This window comes from Variovorax ureilyticus, from assembly GCF_037889935.1.
GTDB classification, from domain to species: Bacteria; Pseudomonadota; Gammaproteobacteria; order Burkholderiales; family Burkholderiaceae_C; genus Variovorax; species Variovorax ureilyticus.
This window is the reverse complement of sequence record NZ_JBBKZU010000005.1, coordinates 358,935-375,324: the sequence shown is the minus strand read 5'-3', so window position 1 is coordinate 375,324 and position 16,390 is coordinate 358,935. Positions and strand designations below refer to the sequence as shown.

Annotated in this window: 16 protein-coding genes; 10 read left to right on the top strand and 6 right to left on the bottom strand. The window is 65.7% G+C overall.

Annotation, left to right across the window (positions count from 1 at the left end):
- The first annotated feature begins 45 nt into the window (after positions 1 to 45).
- Together WKW77_RS14160 and WKW77_RS14155 are read left to right on the top strand one after the other, a co-directional pair.
- Complete coding sequence (locus tag WKW77_RS14160; RefSeq protein ID WP_340357477.1) at positions 46 to 681, top strand: peptidoglycan recognition protein family protein; 636 nt, start codon at positions 46 to 48, stop codon at positions 679 to 681.
- Positions 678 to 1,106, top strand: coding sequence for a hypothetical protein (locus WKW77_RS14155; protein WP_340357476.1), 429 nt, complete (start codon positions 678 to 680; stop codon positions 1,104 to 1,106). Before WKW77_RS14160 ends, WKW77_RS14155 begins: the two co-directional genes overlap by 4 nt.
- Positions 1,107 to 1,428: 322 nt before the next feature.
- Here the strand turns inward: WKW77_RS14155 and WKW77_RS14150 are convergent, their stop codons facing one another.
- Entirely contained in the window at positions 1,429 to 1,842 is a 414-nt protein-coding gene (locus WKW77_RS14150) for a DUF1801 domain-containing protein (RefSeq protein ID WP_340357475.1), read from the bottom strand.
- A 114-nt stretch (positions 1,843 to 1,956) separates the two neighbouring features.
- On the opposite strand from WKW77_RS14150, the gene WKW77_RS14145 reads away from it, so the two are divergent.
- The gene (locus tag WKW77_RS14145; RefSeq protein ID WP_340357474.1) at positions 1,957 to 2,772 is read left to right on the top strand and encodes a class I SAM-dependent methyltransferase; all 816 of its coding nucleotides are present in this window, start codon (positions 1,957 to 1,959) and stop codon (positions 2,770 to 2,772) included.
- A 30-nt stretch (positions 2,773 to 2,802) separates the two neighbouring features.
- Positions 2,803 to 3,234 (top strand): MarR family winged helix-turn-helix transcriptional regulator, encoded by a 432-nt coding sequence (locus tag WKW77_RS14140; RefSeq protein WP_340357473.1) that lies wholly within the window; start codon positions 2,803 to 2,805, stop codon positions 3,232 to 3,234.
- A 24-nt stretch (positions 3,235 to 3,258) separates the two neighbouring features.
- Here the strand turns inward: WKW77_RS14140 and WKW77_RS14135 are convergent, their stop codons facing one another.
- The 5 genes from WKW77_RS14135 to WKW77_RS14115 all read right to left on the bottom strand — a co-directional run bounded on the left by WKW77_RS14135 (position 3,259) and on the right by WKW77_RS14115 (position 9,370).
- The gene (locus WKW77_RS14135; RefSeq protein WP_340357472.1) at positions 3,259 to 3,708 is read right to left on the bottom strand and encodes a MaoC family dehydratase; all 450 of its coding nucleotides are present in this window, start codon (positions 3,706 to 3,708) and stop codon (positions 3,259 to 3,261) included.
- A 25-nt stretch (positions 3,709 to 3,733) separates the two neighbouring features.
- Complete coding sequence (gene boxA, locus WKW77_RS14130; protein WP_340357471.1) at positions 3,734 to 5,014, bottom strand: benzoyl-CoA 2,3-epoxidase subunit BoxA; 1,281 nt, start codon at positions 5,012 to 5,014, stop codon at positions 3,734 to 3,736.
- A gap of 144 nt (positions 5,015 to 5,158) precedes the next feature.
- Positions 5,159 to 6,586 (bottom strand): benzoyl-CoA 2,3-epoxidase subunit BoxB, encoded by a 1,428-nt coding sequence (boxB, locus tag WKW77_RS14125; protein WP_340357470.1) that lies wholly within the window; start codon positions 6,584 to 6,586, stop codon positions 5,159 to 5,161.
- Between the two features lie 34 nt (positions 6,587 to 6,620).
- The gene (boxC, locus tag WKW77_RS14120; protein ID WP_340357469.1) at positions 6,621 to 8,291 is read right to left on the bottom strand and encodes a 2,3-epoxybenzoyl-CoA dihydrolase; all 1,671 of its coding nucleotides are present in this window, start codon (positions 8,289 to 8,291) and stop codon (positions 6,621 to 6,623) included.
- Positions 8,292 to 8,431: 140 nt separating this feature from the next.
- Entirely contained in the window at positions 8,432 to 9,370 is a 939-nt protein-coding gene (locus WKW77_RS14115; RefSeq protein ID WP_340357575.1) for a helix-turn-helix transcriptional regulator, read from the bottom strand.
- Between the two features lie 178 nt (positions 9,371 to 9,548).
- On the opposite strand from WKW77_RS14115, the gene WKW77_RS14110 reads away from it, so the two are divergent.
- The 6 genes from WKW77_RS14110 to WKW77_RS14085 all read left to right on the top strand — a co-directional run bounded on the left by WKW77_RS14110 (position 9,549) and on the right by WKW77_RS14085 (position 16,388).
- Positions 9,549 to 10,013 carry a 4-hydroxylaminobenzoate lyase gene (locus WKW77_RS14110; RefSeq protein ID WP_340357468.1) on the top strand — a complete coding sequence of 155 codons (465 nt, stop codon included), beginning with the start codon at positions 9,549 to 9,551 and terminating at the stop codon, positions 10,011 to 10,013.
- Between the two features lie 121 nt (positions 10,014 to 10,134).
- Positions 10,135 to 11,694 (top strand): 3,4-dehydroadipyl-CoA semialdehyde dehydrogenase, encoded by a 1,560-nt coding sequence (locus WKW77_RS14105; RefSeq protein WP_340357467.1) that lies wholly within the window; start codon positions 10,135 to 10,137, stop codon positions 11,692 to 11,694.
- 35 nt (positions 11,695 to 11,729) lie between these two features.
- A complete protein-coding gene (locus WKW77_RS14100; protein WP_340357466.1) occupies positions 11,730 to 13,277 on the top strand; it encodes a benzoate-CoA ligase family protein in 1,548 nt (515 codons plus the stop codon).
- Positions 13,274 to 14,098 carry an alpha/beta fold hydrolase gene (locus WKW77_RS14095; protein ID WP_340357465.1) on the top strand — a complete coding sequence of 275 codons (825 nt, stop codon included), beginning with the start codon at positions 13,274 to 13,276 and terminating at the stop codon, positions 14,096 to 14,098. Before WKW77_RS14100 ends, WKW77_RS14095 begins: the two co-directional genes overlap by 4 nt.
- Positions 14,099 to 14,202: 104 nt before the next feature.
- Positions 14,203 to 15,369 carry an ABC transporter substrate-binding protein gene (locus WKW77_RS14090; protein ID WP_340357464.1) on the top strand — a complete coding sequence of 389 codons (1,167 nt, stop codon included), beginning with the start codon at positions 14,203 to 14,205 and terminating at the stop codon, positions 15,367 to 15,369.
- 146 nt (positions 15,370 to 15,515) lie between these two features.
- Complete coding sequence (locus WKW77_RS14085) at positions 15,516 to 16,388, top strand: branched-chain amino acid ABC transporter permease (RefSeq protein WP_340357463.1); 873 nt, start codon at positions 15,516 to 15,518, stop codon at positions 16,386 to 16,388.
- Positions 16,389 to 16,390 lie beyond the last annotated feature (2 nt).

The following is a 16,390-nucleotide window of genomic DNA, read 5'->3' as shown; positions in this document are numbered from 1 at the left end:
GAGTCTGGATATGACTTAGCGTCGGGCGGATCAGGCGCACGTCGCATGCCTGACACACAAGGGAGCATCGTGATGCTTTACATCACAAGAGATGGCCACGTTGATGCAGAAAGAATCAAAGTGAAGATTTTTTCAAGCATCGAACGAGGGAAGCTGGATGTAATCAACGGCATCGTCGTCCATCAAACGGGTGGGTCCACGGCGGATGGTGCCTTCAGCAGCTATCAAAAAGCGGGCGCGAATGGTGCCCACTTCCTGATCGACAAGGACGGCACCATCTATCAAACGGCCTCGCTGTTCAGGGTCACCAACCATGTCGGCCATCTGAAGTCGCGATGCATGGAAACACGCAAATGCACCGCGGCCGAACTCAAGGCTGCGAACTCGATCCGGGGGCCCATCAATCTGTCGAGATTCGAATTACGAAAAAACTTCCCCAGCAGATTTCCGTCGAACACAGATTCCCTCGGCATAGAGATTGTCGGGCGCCCCATCGAAGGCAAAGGTGAAGATGCGATCTACGAGCCCGTCAATGCACAGCAAAACGCGTCTTTGCAATGGCTGGTGAAGCAACTGGGCGAAACTCTGGGCGTGTCCATGCGGGAGGTGTACAAGCATCCTCAAGTTTCGTACAAGGTGAAGACCGAAGCGGCAACGGCAATATGGCAAAGGGATTATTGAGGCTCGTCATCGCGATGGCCGTATTGGTCTGTCCTCAAGTTGAAGCAATTGCCAGCAAGAGAATCAAGCCCAGAACCGTCATCGCAGTTCAAATCTCCGAAGCCGGCAAAAGCGAGGACGAAGGTGCGTGGGAAACCAGAGAGTGCGAGGCATTCAGGCCCACAAAGGATGAAGTCAAGCGGTTCTTCCTGAAGGCCTATCCGGTGCCGGAAAAAATGGGCCTGCACGACCGGTACTCTCCCTGTTATGCGAAAGGTTCGATCGAGTTCAGCGACAACACGCGCGGCCGTTGGAAAATCCGCTCCAGCGGGATCGGGGTCCTCGTTTTCGACACGGGCGACAGAGTGAACATGTTCTATCGAGACTACAGATGGAAGGATCCCTTCGCATGCTCGTACGGTCTGAGCGATGAAGGGGAGTGCTGAATCACCTTAAAGACAGCGATGCCGAAAGTCGTACGCGGCTACCCGCTCCAGAACCTATGAGAAGGTGCGGTGCCAAGGCGACTGCCGCATAAGACGGCAGGCAAGAATCCCGAGCAACGTCAAAATCGAAGCGTTCGGGACTCACCGACACGACCCGAAGGACGACGCCATGAACCGAGCCCTCGCACTCCTTCTCGCCTGCGCGACCCTGGCGGCGCTTGCGGCATGCGAGCCCAAGCCGCAGGCGCCCAAGGCAGCGGCCGACGCCACGCAATCCAGCTGCGCGTAGCGGATCGCGCGGAGCCGTTCGACTGCCAGGTCTCTATTTCCCTCGCCTGGGGTTCGCCTTGGCGGCACCGTTCAGCGCGATCGCCGCGCGGATGAGTGCCTTGAACGCAGCCGCATCGACCGTCTCGCCTTCGTGGATGTCGATCGCGCGGCGGACGTTGCCGTCGAGGCTCGAATTGAAAAGCTTCGCCGGATCGTCCAGCGACGCACCCTTGGCGAAGGTGAGCTTGACGACCGACTTGTACGACTCGCCGGTGCAGAGGATGCCGTCGTGCTCCCAGACCGGCGTGCCCATCCACTTCCAGGTCTCGACGACCTCCGGGTCCGCTTCCTTGACGAGCTTGCGCATGCGCGCCAGGGTCTCGCCGCGCCAGCCGCCGAGCGAGGCGATTCTTTCGTCGATGAGCTGGGACGGCGGCGGGCCCTCGGTCGATTCCGGCTTCTTCATCGCGACTCCTGTCGATGCAAAGCGGGCTACTTTATCCGGAGGACCCGCGCGATTGACACGCCCTTGACGCCCGCGCACCATCGTGCGACCGAGCCTCTCGCCAAGGGGAACCGCATGAGCGACGCCTTTCGCGATTTCGAGCACGCCGGTTGGGCGAACCCGGCGGTGTGCGCAAGCTACGACGACCTTCTCTCCGGGTTGACGACGCAATCGATCGCGCCGCTGCTCGATGCCGCACACGTGACCCAAGGCAGCGTGGTGCTCGACGCGGCCTGCGGCGCGGGCTACGCAGCGGGTGCGGCGCTGGCCCGAGGGGCCGAAGTCGTCGGGATCGATTTCTCGGCCGAGCAGGTGCGGCTCGCGGCGCGGCGTTATCCCGCGGCGACCTTCGTCGAAGCCGATGCCGGCAGCCTGCCGTTCGAAGGCGGGCACTTCGATGCGATCGTGTCGAACTACGGCGTGCTGCACTTTCCCGATCCCGGGCAGTTCTTTCGCGAAGCCTTCCGCGTGCTCAAGTCCGGCGGCCGGCTCGCGTTCACGGTCTGGGACATGCCGCAGCAGGCGAAGCTCTACGGTGCCGTGCTCGGGGCGGTCGCTTCGGTCGGCTCGCAGGAGATCGGCCTGCCGGCCGGCCCGCCCATGTTCCAGTTCGCAGATGCAGCGACCAGCGAGAAAGCGTTGGCCGAAGCGGGCTTCGCGGATGTCGCGGTCACCCGGCTGCCGCAGAGCTGGCGCGCGGCCTCGGGCGAGCAGATCCTGTTGACGGTGAAGACCGGCACGGTGCGAATGCGCGGCACGCTGCAGCGGCAGCGCCCCGAGGTCCGCGATGCGATCGACGATGCGATCCTGGATGCGCTCGAGCCCTACAGAACCGAAGGCGGCTACGAAGTGCCGATGCCCGCGGTGCTGGCAGCGGCACGCAAGCCCTGACGCAAGCGCCGCGGGCACTACATTCGCCCCATGCCAGAAACCAGGGTCCGACTTCTTCACAACCTGCCGCACCTGCTGCGCCGCGCGCATTTCGAGTGCGAAGCCAAGTTCCCCGCCGTCTACGGCGAGGCGATGACACCCCGCCAGCTCGCGCTGCTGGTGGCGGTGCAGCAGCGGCCGGGCGCTTCGCAGCGCCAGATCGCGCAGGACATCGGCCTGGACCTCAACACCTGCAGCGACCTGGTCGTGCGCACTGTCGGCAAAGGGCTGCTGTGGCGCGAGCGTTCCCTGGCGGATGCGCGCAGCTTCTGCCTGCGGCTGAGCGACGCAGGCCGGCGGATGCTGGAAGATCACGCAGCGAAGTCGGCGTCGTACGTCGATGCGGTGACCACACGGCTGAGCGCGACCGAACGCGAGCAGCTCACCGCGCTCCTGCGCAAGCTGCTGGGGTTCGAGAGCTGAGCGCTGGAAGCGCGGCGCAGTGCATCAGTGGCCGCGTGATTCGGGCAGCCTGAACAGACTCGTCGCTTCGAGATCGAGCACAGGCAGTTCCCGCTGGTTGAAGAGCTGCCAGCGCCAGCGCAGGATGCCGAGTGTCGGGCGCTTTTCGGAGCGGCGCACCTCGATGACTTCGGCCACGAGCCGCAGGCTGTCGCCGGGCCGCACCGGGTTGGTCCACTTGAGGTATTGCAGCCCCGGCGACGCAAAGGACTCGGAGCCCGCCAGCGCCGCATCGGCGACGAGCCGCATCGCGATCGCTGCCGTGTGCCAGCCGCTCGCGATCAGGCCGCCGAACGCACCCTCGGCCGCAAGCGCCGCGTCGGTGTGGAACCACTGCGGGTCGTAGGCCTTCGCGAACTGGAGAAGCTCCGCCTCGGTCACGACATACGGGCCGGCCTCGATGACCTGCCCCGCGTGGAACTCCGCAAAGATCAAGTGGCTCCCCCGGACCGGGCTTCGTTCAGTAGGTCTCGAGATGCAGGCGGCCTTCGCGCTTGAGCGCGGCGCCGATGATGTCCCAGTCGAGCCCGGCTTCGGTCGCGACATCTCGCAGCGCGAGCACCACGCCTTCTTCCATGCTCTTCAGGCCGCAGACGTAGAAGTGGCTCTGGCCGTCCTTGAGCAGCTCGACCAGATCGGCCTTGCGCTCGCGCATCGCATCCTGCACGTAGCGCTTGGGCTGGCCCGGCGTGCGCGAGAAAGCGAAGTTGATGTCGATGAAATCCTTGGGCAGCGTCTGCAGCGGACCGAAGTACGGCAGCTCCTGCTGCGTGCGCGCACCGAAGAACAGCATCAGCTTGCCGCCTTCGAACTTGCCGCTCTTGCGCAGGCGACGGCGCCATTCGGTCATCGCACGCATCGGTGCGCTGCCGGTGCCGGTGCAGATCATCACGATGTGCGACTTCGGGTGGTTCGGCATCAGGAAGGAATTGCCGAAGGGCCCGATGACCTGCACCTTGTCGCCGACCTTGAGGTCGCAGACGTAGTTGCTGCACACGCCGCGCACCGGGTTGCCCTGGTGGTCCTCCAGCACGCGCTTCACGGTCAGCGAGATGTTGTTGTAGCCGGGCCGCTCGCCATTGCGCGGGCTCGCGATCGAGTACTGCCGCGCGAAGTGCTGCTTGCCGTTGGCGTCGACGCCCGGCGGGATGATCGCGATCGACTGGCCTTCGAGCACCGGGAAGGGCATGCCGCCGAAGTCGAGCACGATGTGGTGCGTCTGGTTCTCGTAGCCCGCCTCGGTGCAGTTGAAGTTGCCGACGACGGTCGCGGTGGTCGGGGTCTTCGGCGGGTACAGGTTGGTGTACGCGTGCGCGGCCGACCAGGGCGGCACCGTTGCGCCGTATTGCGCAGAGTTGAAGGCGACTTCGCCCGGTGCGGATGCCGGCTGAGGCACCGCGGAGCCGGCGGCCTGAAGCTGCACTTCATCGGCTGCGCCCAAGCCTTCGGCTTCGAGCTGCTCGGGCGAGAGTTCGGCGGGCAGTTCGTCCCAGGTGAGCTGCTCTTCGATGGAATAGGCGCGCGCGACGGGCATGGTGCGCCAGTTGTCGATCGAGCCGGTCGGGCATGGCGAGATGCAGGCCATGCAGCTGTTGCACACGTCGGCACGGACGACGTAGTTGCGATCGTCGTGCGTGATGGCGTTGACCGGGCAGGTCGCTTCGCAGGTGTTGCAGCGGATGCAGATCTCGGGGTCGATCAGGTGTTGCCTGATGACCTTCACATCAACGGCCATGTCCATCGTAGGTCTCCTTCTTTCTTCCCTGCCGTTCGCAGCCTATTCCAGGAACACCGCGGAACCGGCTTTGCCGGACCGCTGGTGTTGCCCCCGGTCGGGGGTTGGCGTAGCGACACGAAGTGCGCGAAGCCTGGGGGCGAGCTCAATTCAGCCAAATCTCACGTATTCGAAGTCGACGGGCTGGCGGTTGATGCCCATCACCGGCGGCGCGATCCAGCCGGCGAACTTGCCCGGATCGACCACGCGGCCCATCAACGATGCCACGAAAGCGAAGTCTTCGGGGGTCGGCAGCCACTCGCCCTTCTTCGCGGCCCATTCGGCCTCGTTGACCACGCGGCCATCGGGCGACATCTTGATGCCGGCCAGCGCGCCGATCTGGCGGTTGAAGGCCTTGTGCGGCACCGTGAGGCGCGTCGGGATGCCGGCCTTCTCGAGCACCTTGTTCCAGCGGGCGACGCCGGCCATCGAGTCCTTGATGAAGTCGTCGCGCAGCACTTCATTGAGCGCATTGAGCATCGGCACTTCCTTCTCGACCAGCTGCCCGTTGTGCACCTCGAGCACCTTGTAGGTCTGGCCCTTGAGCACGTGGTCGTCCTCGCGCTTGCCTTCTTCGTAGCGGCCCTTCAGGCCCGAGCTGTAGAAGATCGCGGCGTTGCTCGACTGGTCGGCGCCGAAGAGGTCGATCGTGACGCTGTAGTGGAAGTTCAGGTAGCGCTGGATGGTGCCGAGATCGATCGCGCCGGCTTCGCGCACCTTCTTCGGATCGTCGGTCTTGAGGTCGTTCATCACCTGCGCGGTGCGCTGCAGCACGCGCGAGACGCCGCTTTCGCCGACGAACATGTGGTGCGCTTCTTCCGTCAGCATGAACTTGGTCGTGCGCGACAGCGGATCGAAGGCGCTTTCGGCCAGCGCGGAGAGCTGGAACTTGCCGTCGCGGTCCGTGAAGTAGGTGAACATGAAGAACGCGAGCCAGTCGGGCGTCTTTTCGTTGAAGGCGCCGAGGATGCGCGGGTTGTCCTGGTCGCCGGACTGGCGCTGCAGCAGGGCCTCGGCCTCTTCGCGGCCGTCGCGGCCGAAGTACTTGTGCAGCAGGTAGACCATGGCCCACAGGTGGCGGCCTTCCTCGACGTTGACCTGGAACAGGTTGCGCAGGTCGTACTGGCTCGGGCAGGTGAGGCCCAGGTGGCGCTGTTGCTCGACCGACGCGGGCTCGGTGTCGCCCTGCGTGACGATGATGCGGCGCAGGTTGGCGCGGTGCTCGCCGGGCACGTCCTGCCAGGCCTTCTCGCCCTTGTGGTCGCCGAAGTGGATCTCGCGGCTCGCGTCGCCCGGGTTCAGGAAGATGCCCCAGCGATAGTCGCGCATCTTCACGTGGCCGAACTGGGCCCAGCCGTTCGGGTCGACGCTCACGGCGGTGCGCAGGTACACGTCGAAGTTGGTCGAGCCCTCGGGCCCGACATCGTCCCACCAGTTGATGAAGTTCGGCTGCCAGCTCTCGAGCGCGCGCTGCAAGGTGCGGTCCTCGCTCAGGTTGACGTTGTTCGGGATCTTCTCGCTGTAGTTGATCGTGCTCATGACTTGTTTCCTTGAGTGTTCGTGGGACGAAAGATCAGACGCGGTTCATATCGAAGCCGGCTTTTTGGCCGGTGCCGTAGACCTTCAGCGCACCCTTCTCGCCGACGGCGTTCGGGCGGTTGAAGATCCAGTTCTGCCAGGCGGTGAGCCGGCCGAAGATGCGGGTCGCCATGTTTTCCTTGCTCGCGAAGCGCAGGTTGGCTTCGAGGCCGGTCAGCGCATCGGGCGACATGGCGACGCGCTCTTCGATCGCGATGCGGATCTCGTCGTCCCAGTCGATGTCGTCAGGCGCCATGGTGACCAGGCCGAGCTTGAGCGCCTCGTCGGCGTCGAGCGCCTTGCCGGCGGCGGCGCGCGCGGCTTCGAGCGGCGCGGACTCTTCATAGAAGCGGCGCTGCAGGCGGCTCTGGTCGTTCACCAGCGGGAAGAAGCCGAAGTTGAATTCGTTCAGCGTGAGCTTCGGCGCCTTGTCGGCGTCGTCGGGCAGCGCGAGCATGTAGGCGCGATCGGCCGCGAAGGCCAGCTCTGCCAGCGTGCCGGCGAAGCACGAACCCGATTCGATCAGCGCGAACAGGCTGCGCGACGACACATCGAGGCGCGCGAGCGTGCGGCGCAGCAGGCCGATGGTTTCGCGCACCAGCCAGTGGTCCTTGTTCGCGAGCACGGCGGCGTCGCTGGCGAGCACCGCTTTCGCGTCGCCTTCGGTCTTGAGCAGCCAGGTGCCGATGTCGAGCTCGTTGGTGCGCATGCAGAGGATCGCGTCGTCGAGCTGGCGGGCCATCGCGAGCGGCCACCAGGCGGTGCCTGCGGCTTCGATGCCGGCGATGTCGGTGGGCTGCGCAGTCTTCGGCGCCTTGACGGTGAAGGTGGCGGTGCGGCGGGCGCGGTCGATCTCGACGCTCACGTACTCGTAACGCAGGCTGTCCGGGCCGTCCTCGCGTTCCACGCGGGTGAGCTGCACGCCCTTGCCGTCGGCCGGACGGTGGCTGGCTTCGCCCAGCTTGGCCGCGCGCTCCTGAACCGCCGCGCCGAACTGCGCCGGCTTGGCGATGGCATCGACCAGTCGCCAGTCGACCGCGCGCTGGCCGCGCACGCCTTCGACGCTGGTGCAGAAGATGTCGGCGAGGTCGTGGCGCACGTGGCGCTTGTCGGTCACGCGGGTCAGGCCGCCGGTGCCGGGCAGCACGCCGAGCAGCGGGACTTCCGGCAGCGAGACGGAGGAAGAGCGGTCGTCGACCAGGATGATTTCATCGCAGGCCAGCGCGAGTTCGTAGCCGCCGCCGGCGCAGGCGCCGTTGACCGCGGCGACGAACTTCAGGCCCGAGTGCTTCGACGAATCCTCGATGCCGTTGCGGGTCTCGTTGGTGAACTTGCAGAAGTTCACTTTCCACGCATGGCTGGAGACGCCGAGCATGAAGATGTTGGCGCCGGAGCAGAAGATGCGGTCCTTGGCGCTCGTGACGATGACCGAGCGCACTTCAGGGTGCTCGAAGCGCACGCGATTGAGCGCGTCATGCAGTTCGATGTCCACGCCGAGGTCGTAGCTGTTGAGCTTGAGCTTGTAGCCGGGCCGGATGCCGCCGTCTTCCGCGATGTCGAGCGACAGGCGGGCGACCGAGCCTTCGACGCTCAGGTTCCAGTGGCGGTACTGCGTGGGATCGGTGCGGTAGTCCACGCGGGCGGGGTGAGCAGCAGTTTCGGCCATGTCGGTCTCCTAGGGGTTCGGGGGCATCAAGGAACAATAGTGCATTTGCCTATCGCATGGACATGCATCATGCTGCATGTTTTGAGGCGCGTCAACCCTGAAATGAATTTTTTACAGGCAGTGGATGGGCCGGAGGCGGTTCAGCCTTCGTGGTGGATGGTTTCGCGCACGGCGTTGCGCAGGAGCTGGAAGCTCTCCGCGAGGCCATGCCCGCTGGTGTCGACGGCCAGGTCGGCCTTCGAATAGAAGGCGGCGCGACCGGCGAGGATGCGGCGCAGGTCGTCCATGGCCTCCTTGCTGGCGGCCATCGGCCGCGTGTCGCCCTGCGCGGCGACGCGGCCCATGTGCTCCTCGGGCGCGGCCTGCAGCCAGACGGTGGTGCAGTGCGCGAGCAGCTGGTTGAAGGTGGCGGGGTCCGAGACGATGCCGCCCGGCGTGGCGATCACCACCTCGCTGTAGATCTGGATGGTTTCCTCGAGCGCGCGGCGCTCGTAGCGGCGGTAGGCGTTGGTGCCGTAGAGGTCGTGGATCTCGCGCACGCTGCAGCCGGCGAACTTCTCGATCTCGCGGCTCAGTTCGATGAAGGGCACGTCGAGGTCGTCGGCCAGCATCTGCCCCAGCGTGGACTTGCCCGCGCCGCGCAATCCGACCAGCGCGATGCGGCGCCGGCGTGCCGGGTCGCCGGCAGCCGTACCGAGCAGCTCGCCGAGTGCGACGCGGGCGCGTCGCAGGTCGGCTTCGCTGCGATGCTCCAGCAGTTCGCGGATCAGCAGCCACTCGGGCGAGCTGGTGGTGACGTCGCCGACGAGCTCCGCCAGCGAGCACTGCAGCGCACCCGACACCTGCTGCAGCACGAGGATCGAGGCATTGCCGATGCCGTATTCGAGATTGGCGAGGTGGCGCTCCGACACGTTGGCCGCCTGCGCGACCGCCTTGCGGGTGAGCCCCCTTCGCGCGCGCAGGTTGCGGACGCGGTCGCCCAGCGCTACCAGCAGCGGGTTCTTGGCCTCTTCGGCCGGCTGGGATGCCTCGGTGTCGGTGTCGGCGGTTAGCACCGCGTCGTCGGCTCGCTCGTTCATGAGGTTCTTTCGCTGTCTTCCCATGGGTGAATCTTGGGGTTATCACCCATTCATGCACTATATTGCTTGACACCCGAATGGTGGGTGCTTATGGTTCGCACACAGGCAAGATACTGCACGCCGGCAATTGCCGCAAGCCAGTGCAGTCAAGTTTGTTCCCACGAACCACGAGGCGCCCATGTCCAAGCAAGCCTTTCATCAACTCGTCGCCGATCTCGCGACCCAGATCGCCGGTCGCCCGCTCGATGCAGACCTCGACCACTGGCTCAACACCCACCATGGCGCCGGCAGCCCCACTTATGAAGCGCTGAAGCGGGCCTGCATCGGCGGCGTCGCCGAAGGCTGGCTATGCGAGCGCGAAGGTGGCGGCATCCGCTACGGGCGGGTCTTCAAGGCCGAGGACGCTCTCAGCCGCTTCTCGGTCGATGTGGTCGACATGCGCGACATCGCCGGGCCGCACCACACGCATCCGGGCGGGGAGATCGATTTGATCATGCCGCTGGAAGGCGAGGCGACCTTCGACGGCCGGCCCGCGGGTTGGTGCGTCTATCCGCCGGGCAGCGCCCATTTCCCCACCGTGGCGCAAGGCCGCGCCCTTGTCCTGTATCTCCTGCCCGAAGGGCAAATCCAGTTCAGTAAATGAGGCACACCCCCAGGCTCGCGCACTTCGTGTCGCTCGCCACCCCCTTGCAGGGGGGAACACCAGCGGCCCGGCAGAGCCGGTTCCACGGTGTTCCCCGCGATCATCAAGAACGGACCATGGCATGACTGATCTCCTCCTCAACTACGTCGCCGGCCGCTGGCAGGCCGGCACCGGCGCCGGAACGCCGCTGTTCGATCCGGCGCTCGGCACCGAGCTGGTCCGCGTCGATGCGACCGGACTGGATCTGCCCGGGGCCTTCCGCTTTGCGCGTGAAACCGGCGGCGCGGCCCTGCGCGCGCTGACCTATCGCCAGCGCGCCGGCCTGCTCGCCGCCATCGTGAAGGTGCTGCAGGCCAACCGCGACAGCTACTACGAGATCGCCACCGCGAACTCGGGCACGGTGAAGAACGATTCCGCGGTCGACATCGACGGTGCGATCTTCACCATCGGCCAGTACGCGAAATGGGGCGATGCGCTCGGCGACGTTCGCGCGCTGCGCGACGGCGATGCGGTCAAGCTCGGCAAGGAGCCGGTCTTCCAGTCGCAGCACCTGCAGGTGCCCACGCGCGGCGTGGCGCTGTTCATCAATGCCTTCAACTTCCCTTCGTGGGGGCTGTGGGAGAAGGCCGCGCCCGCCCTGCTCTCAGGCGTCCCGGTGATCGTGAAGCCCGCGACCGCCACCGCATGGCTCACGCAGCGCATGGTGCGCGACGTGGTCGAGGCCGGCGTGCTGCCGGCCGGCGCACTCTCGGTGATCTGCGGCAGCTCGGCCGGGTTGATGGACCAGCTCGAAAGCTTCGACGTGGTGTCGTTCACCGGCTCGGCCGACACCGGCGCGGTGATCCGCTCGCATCCCGCCGTGGCGCAGCGCTCGGTGCGCGTGAACATCGAGGCCGACAGCCTGAATTCCGCGCTGCTGCTGCCGGATGCCGCCCCCGGGTCCGATGCCTTCAACCTGCTCGTGCGCGAAGTGGTGCGCGAGATGACGGTCAAGTCCGGCCAGAAGTGCACCGCGATCCGCCGCATCCTCGTGCCTGCCGCTTCGTATGAAGCGGCCGCGGAAGCCATCGGCGCGAAGCTCGCCGGCGTCACGGTCGGCAACCCGCGCAACGAGACAGTGCGCATGGGCTCGCTGGTGAGCCGCGCACAACTGAACGCGGTGCGCGAAGGCCTCGATGCGCTCAGGACGCAGGCCAGCATGCTGCACGACGGCAGCGCGCAGGCGCTGGTCGATGCCGATCCCGCCGTCGCCGCCTGCATCGGCCCCGTGCTGCTCGGCGCGCGCGATGCCGATGCGGCGCAGCGCGTGCATGACATCGAAGTGTTCGGCCCGGTGGCGACGCTGCTGCCCTATCGCGATCTCGATCACGCCGTGGCACTCGCACATCGCGGGCAGGGTTCGCTCGTGACTTCGCTCTACGGCGCGGACGAAGTGGCGCTCGGCCAGGCGGCCGTGCAGCTCGCCGCCAGCCACGGCCGCGTGCACGTCGTCACGCCCGATGTCGCCCAGGCGCACACCGGACACGGCAACGTGGTGCCGATGTCGCTGCACGGTGGCCCGGGCCGGGCGGGCGGCGGCGCGGAGCTGGGCGGCTTGCGCGCGCTGGACTTCTATCACCGCCGCAGCGCGGTGCAGGCCAGCCCCGCCGTGCTGGCGCAGCTCGGCCTGCCCCAGTCATAGCGCCCCGCGCGCGAAACGAATCAAGGAGACAAACGATGAGCCTGCCTGACACCTTCAACTTCGCCGAGCACCTGTTCGCGCTCAATCGCGGCCGCGCGCAGAAGACGGCCTATGTCGACGACCGCGGCGCGCTCGGCTACGGCCAGCTCGAAGACCGTGCCCGCCGCTTTGCCGCGGCCCTGCTCGCCGAGGGCGTGCAGCGCGAGGACCGCGTGCTGCTGCTGATGCTCGACAGCAGCGACTGGCCGGTGTGCTTTCTCGGCAGTCTCTATGCGGGGGCGGTGCCGGTCGCGGTGAACACGCTGCTCACGGCGGACGACTACGCCTACATGCTCGAACACAGCGGCGCGACCGCGGCGATGGTGTCGGGCGCGCTGCTGCCGGTGTTGCAGGAAGCGATGGCGAAAGCCAAGAGCCAGGTCCGCAAACTGTTCGTCTCGCAGCCGACGGATGCACTGCCGGAGAACGCGCGCAATCTCGATTCGGCGATCGCCGCGCATCCGGCGCTCGCGTCACCCGCGGCCACGTCGCCGAAGGACCATGCCTTCTGGCTCTATTCGTCGGGCTCCACCGGCAAGCCCAAGGGCACGGTGCACACGCACGCGAATCCATGGTGGACCGCACAGCTGTACGGCAAGCCGGTGCTGGGCCTCACGGAAGACGACGTGTGCTTCTCCGCAGCCAAGATGTACTTCGCCTATGGCCTGGGCAATGCGCTGACCTTCCCACTGTCGGTGGGCGCCACGGTGCTGCTGATGGCCGAACGGCCCACGCCCGACGCCACCTTCAAGCGCTGGACCGGGCCGTACAAGCCCACGGTGTTCTTCGGCGCGCCGACCGGCTTCGCGGGCATGCTCGCGTCGCCCCACCTGCCGGCCCGAGAAGCGGTGGCCCTGCGCATGTGCTCCTCGGCCGGCGAAGCGCTGCCGGGCGAGATCGCGCAGCGCTTCAAGCAGCACTTCGGCTGCGAGATCGTCGACGGCATCGGCTCGACGGAGATGCTGCACATCTTCATCTCCAACCGGCCCGGCGACATCCGCTACGGCACCACCGGGCGGCCGGTGGAGGGCTATGAAATCGAGCTGCGCGGCGAAGACGGCAAGCCCGTTCCCGTGGGCGAGGTCGGCGACCTCTATATCAAGGGGCCGAGCACCGCCGTCATGTACTGGGGCAATCCGGAGAAGACCGCCGACACCTTCCAGGGTGGCTGGACCAAGAGCGGCGACAAGTACTCGCGCGACGCCGACGGCTACTACACCTATGCGGGCCGCAGCGACGACATGCTCAAGGTCAGCGGCATCTACGTCTCGCCCTTCGAGGTCGAGGCCACGCTGATGCAGCATCCGGCGGTGCTCGAAGCCGCGGTGATCGGCAAGCAGGATGCCGATGGCCTCACGAAGACGAAGGCTTTCGTGGTGCGCAAGGAAGGCCAGAGCGTGAGCGAAGACGAGCTGAAGGCCTTCGTCAAGGAACGCCTCGCGCCCTACAAGTACCCGCGCTTCATCGAGTTCGTCGACGAACTGCCGAAGACCGCGACCGGCAAGATCCAGCGCTTCCGCCTGCGCGAACGGGAAAAGGCATGAGTACGCCTTCCCAATTCGCCGCCATCGAATGGCGGGGCCGGGAGGTGCGCGTCGAATACGTGCACATCGCACCGGAGAGGAGCGATGCGCCGCTCGTCGTGTTCCTCCACGAAGGGCTGGGCTCGATCGCGATGTGGAAGGATTTTCCCGAGAAGCTGTGCGAAGCCGGCGGCTTTCGCGGGCTGGTGTTCTCGCGGCCCGCGTATGGACGCTCCACTCCGCGCGACGCCGATGAAGTGTGGGACGTCGACTTCATGCACCGCCAGGCGCACGAGGTACTGCCTGCCTTCTTCGATGCCATCGGCATCCACGAGAAGCCCTGGCTCTTCGGACACAGCGACGGCGGCTCGATCTCGCTGCTTTATGCCTCGCGCTTTCCGGATCACGTGGCGGGACTCGTGGTGCTGGCCCCGCACATCTTCGTGGAGGACGTGACGGTCGCGAACATCGAGCTCGCCCGCCGCGCCTACCTCGACACGGACATGCCGAAGAAACTCGGCCGCTATCACGATGACGTGGACTCGGCCTTCTGGGGCTGGAACCGCATCTGGCTGCATCCGCCCTTCAAGCAATGGAACATCGAGAACGAGCTCGCGACGATCCGTTGCCCGGTTCTTGCTATGCAAGGTGTCGACGACGAATACGGGACCTTGCGCCAGATCCGTGACATCGCCTTGCACGTGCCGCAGACGCAGTTGCTGGAGATTCCCGACTGCGGGCATTCCCCGCATCGCGATCAGCCCGAAACGGCGATAGTGGCGACCGTTTCATTCGTGAGGCGCCATTCGCCGGATCAGGGAAAACGCTCGGTTGAGAGCTAAATAGTTTACTAGTAAAGTATTGACGCCTGCAGCAATCTGCGCGGGTGTCCCTGGATGTCGGAAATGGCCCACGTCGCCAACTTTTATCAACGAAGGAGTCTTCCATGAGCACCCGCATCGCACGCACCACGCTGACCGCCCTGACGCTGGCCTCGATCGCCACGTTGGGCCATGCCCAGACGGGCAAGCTGAAGGTGGGCCTGATGCTTCCGTTCAGCGGCACGTATGCGGCGCTCGGTGTCGCGATCGAAAACGGCTTCAAGCTGCAGGTCGAGGAAAAGGGCGGCAAGCTCGCCGGCCGCGAGATCGAGTACGTGAAGGTCGACGACGAGTCCGATCCGGCCAAGGCCACAGACAACGTCAACAAGCTGATCAAGCGCGACAACGTCGATGTGATCATCGGCACGGTGCATTCCGGCGTCGCGATGGCGATGGCCAAGGCCGCCAAGGAAAGCGGCACCGTGCTGATCGTGCCGAACGCCGGCGCCGACGCCGTGACCGGCCCGATGTGCGCGCAGAACATCTTCCGCAGCTCGTTCTCGAACTGGCAGCCCGCCTACGCGATGGGCGAAGTCGCCGGCAAGCAGGGCAAGAAGAAGGCGATGACGATCACCTGGAAGTACGCGGCCGGCGACGAGTCGGTGGCGGGCTTCAAGGAAGGCTTCGAGAAGGCCGGCGGCAAGGTCGACAAGCAGCTCACCGTGCCGTTCCCGAACGTGGAGTTCCAGGCGCTCCTGACCGAGATCGCGGCGGCCAAGCCCGATGTCGTCTACGCCTTCTTCGCGGGCGGCGGTGCGGTGAAGTTCGTCAAGGACTACGCAGCGGCAGGCCTGAACAAGACCATCCCGCTGGTCGGCCCCGGCTTCCTGACCGATGGCACGCTTGAAGCGCAAGGCGATACGGCGCAAGGCATGCAGACCACCCTGCACTACGCCGACGGCCTGAACACGCCGCGCGACACGGCATTCCGCACGGCGTATGCCAAGAGCTTCAAGCTGCAGCCCGATGTGTACGCAGTGCAAGGCTATGACGCGGCGCAGATCCTCAACATCGGCCTGACGGCGGTGAAGGGCGACATCTCGAAGAAGGCCGAGTTCGCGGCTGCGGTCGAGAAGGCGAAGATCGACAGCCCGCGCGGCACGTTCACGATGAACAAGGCGCACAACCCGGTACAGGACATCTACCTGCGCAAGGTCGAGGGCAACGAGAACAAGCTGGTGAACGTCGCTGTGAAGAACCTGGCCGATCCGGCCCGCGGCTGCAAGCTCTGACCTGAGCCCACCCCCAGGCTGCGCGCACTTCGTGTCGCTACGCCAACCCCCTTGCAGGGGGCAACACCAGCGGCCCGGCAGAGCCGGTTCCGCGGTGTTCCCCGCGACGGGGACTTCCTAACAACCTTCCAAAAGAACCGCACACCGTGGACATCGGTACCTTTCTGGTTCAGTGCCTGAACTCCGTGCAGTACGGCTTGCTGCTGTTCCTGGTGGCGTCGGGGCTGACGCTGATCTTCGGGATCATGGGCGTGATCAATCTCGCCCACGGCAGCTTCTACATGATCGGCGCCTACATGGCGTTCTCGCTGGCGCCGCTGTTCGGCGACCAGTTCATCGTGATGCTGGTCGCGGGCGTGGTGCTCGCGGCGGTCTTCGGCTACGTGCTGGAGTGGGCCTTCTTCAGCTACCTCTATCAGCGTGACCATCTGCAGCAGGTGCTGATGACCTATGGCCTCATCCTCGTGTTCGAGGAGCTTCGCTCGCTGCTGGTGGGCAACGATGTGCACGGCGTGAAGGTGCCGGAATGGCTCGATGGCAGCTTCGCGCTTGGCGATCTCATGAGCTATCCGTGGTATCGGCTCTTCGCTTCTGCGGCGTGCGTGGTGCTCGCGGTGGGGCTCTACTACGTGGTGAATCGCACGCGGCTGGGGATGATGATCCGCGCCGGTGCGAGCAACCGCGACATGGTGCGCGGGCTCGGCATCGACATCCGCCGGCTGTACCGCATCGTGTTCGCGGCGGGCGTGGCGCTCGCGGCGCTGGCGGGGATGATCGCGGCGCCGATGTCCTCGGTCTATCCGGGCATGGGCGCGAGCGTGCTGATCATCTGCTTCGTGGTGGTGGTGATCGGCGGCATCGGTTCGATCACCGGTGCGCTGGTCGCTTCGTTGCTGGTGGGCTTCGTCGACACCTTCGGCAAGGTGTTCTTCGCGGAGCTGAGCGGCATGGGCGTGTATGTGCTGATGGCCATCGTGCTCATCTGGCGTCCCGAGGGACTCATGGGGAAAAGGCTCTGAGC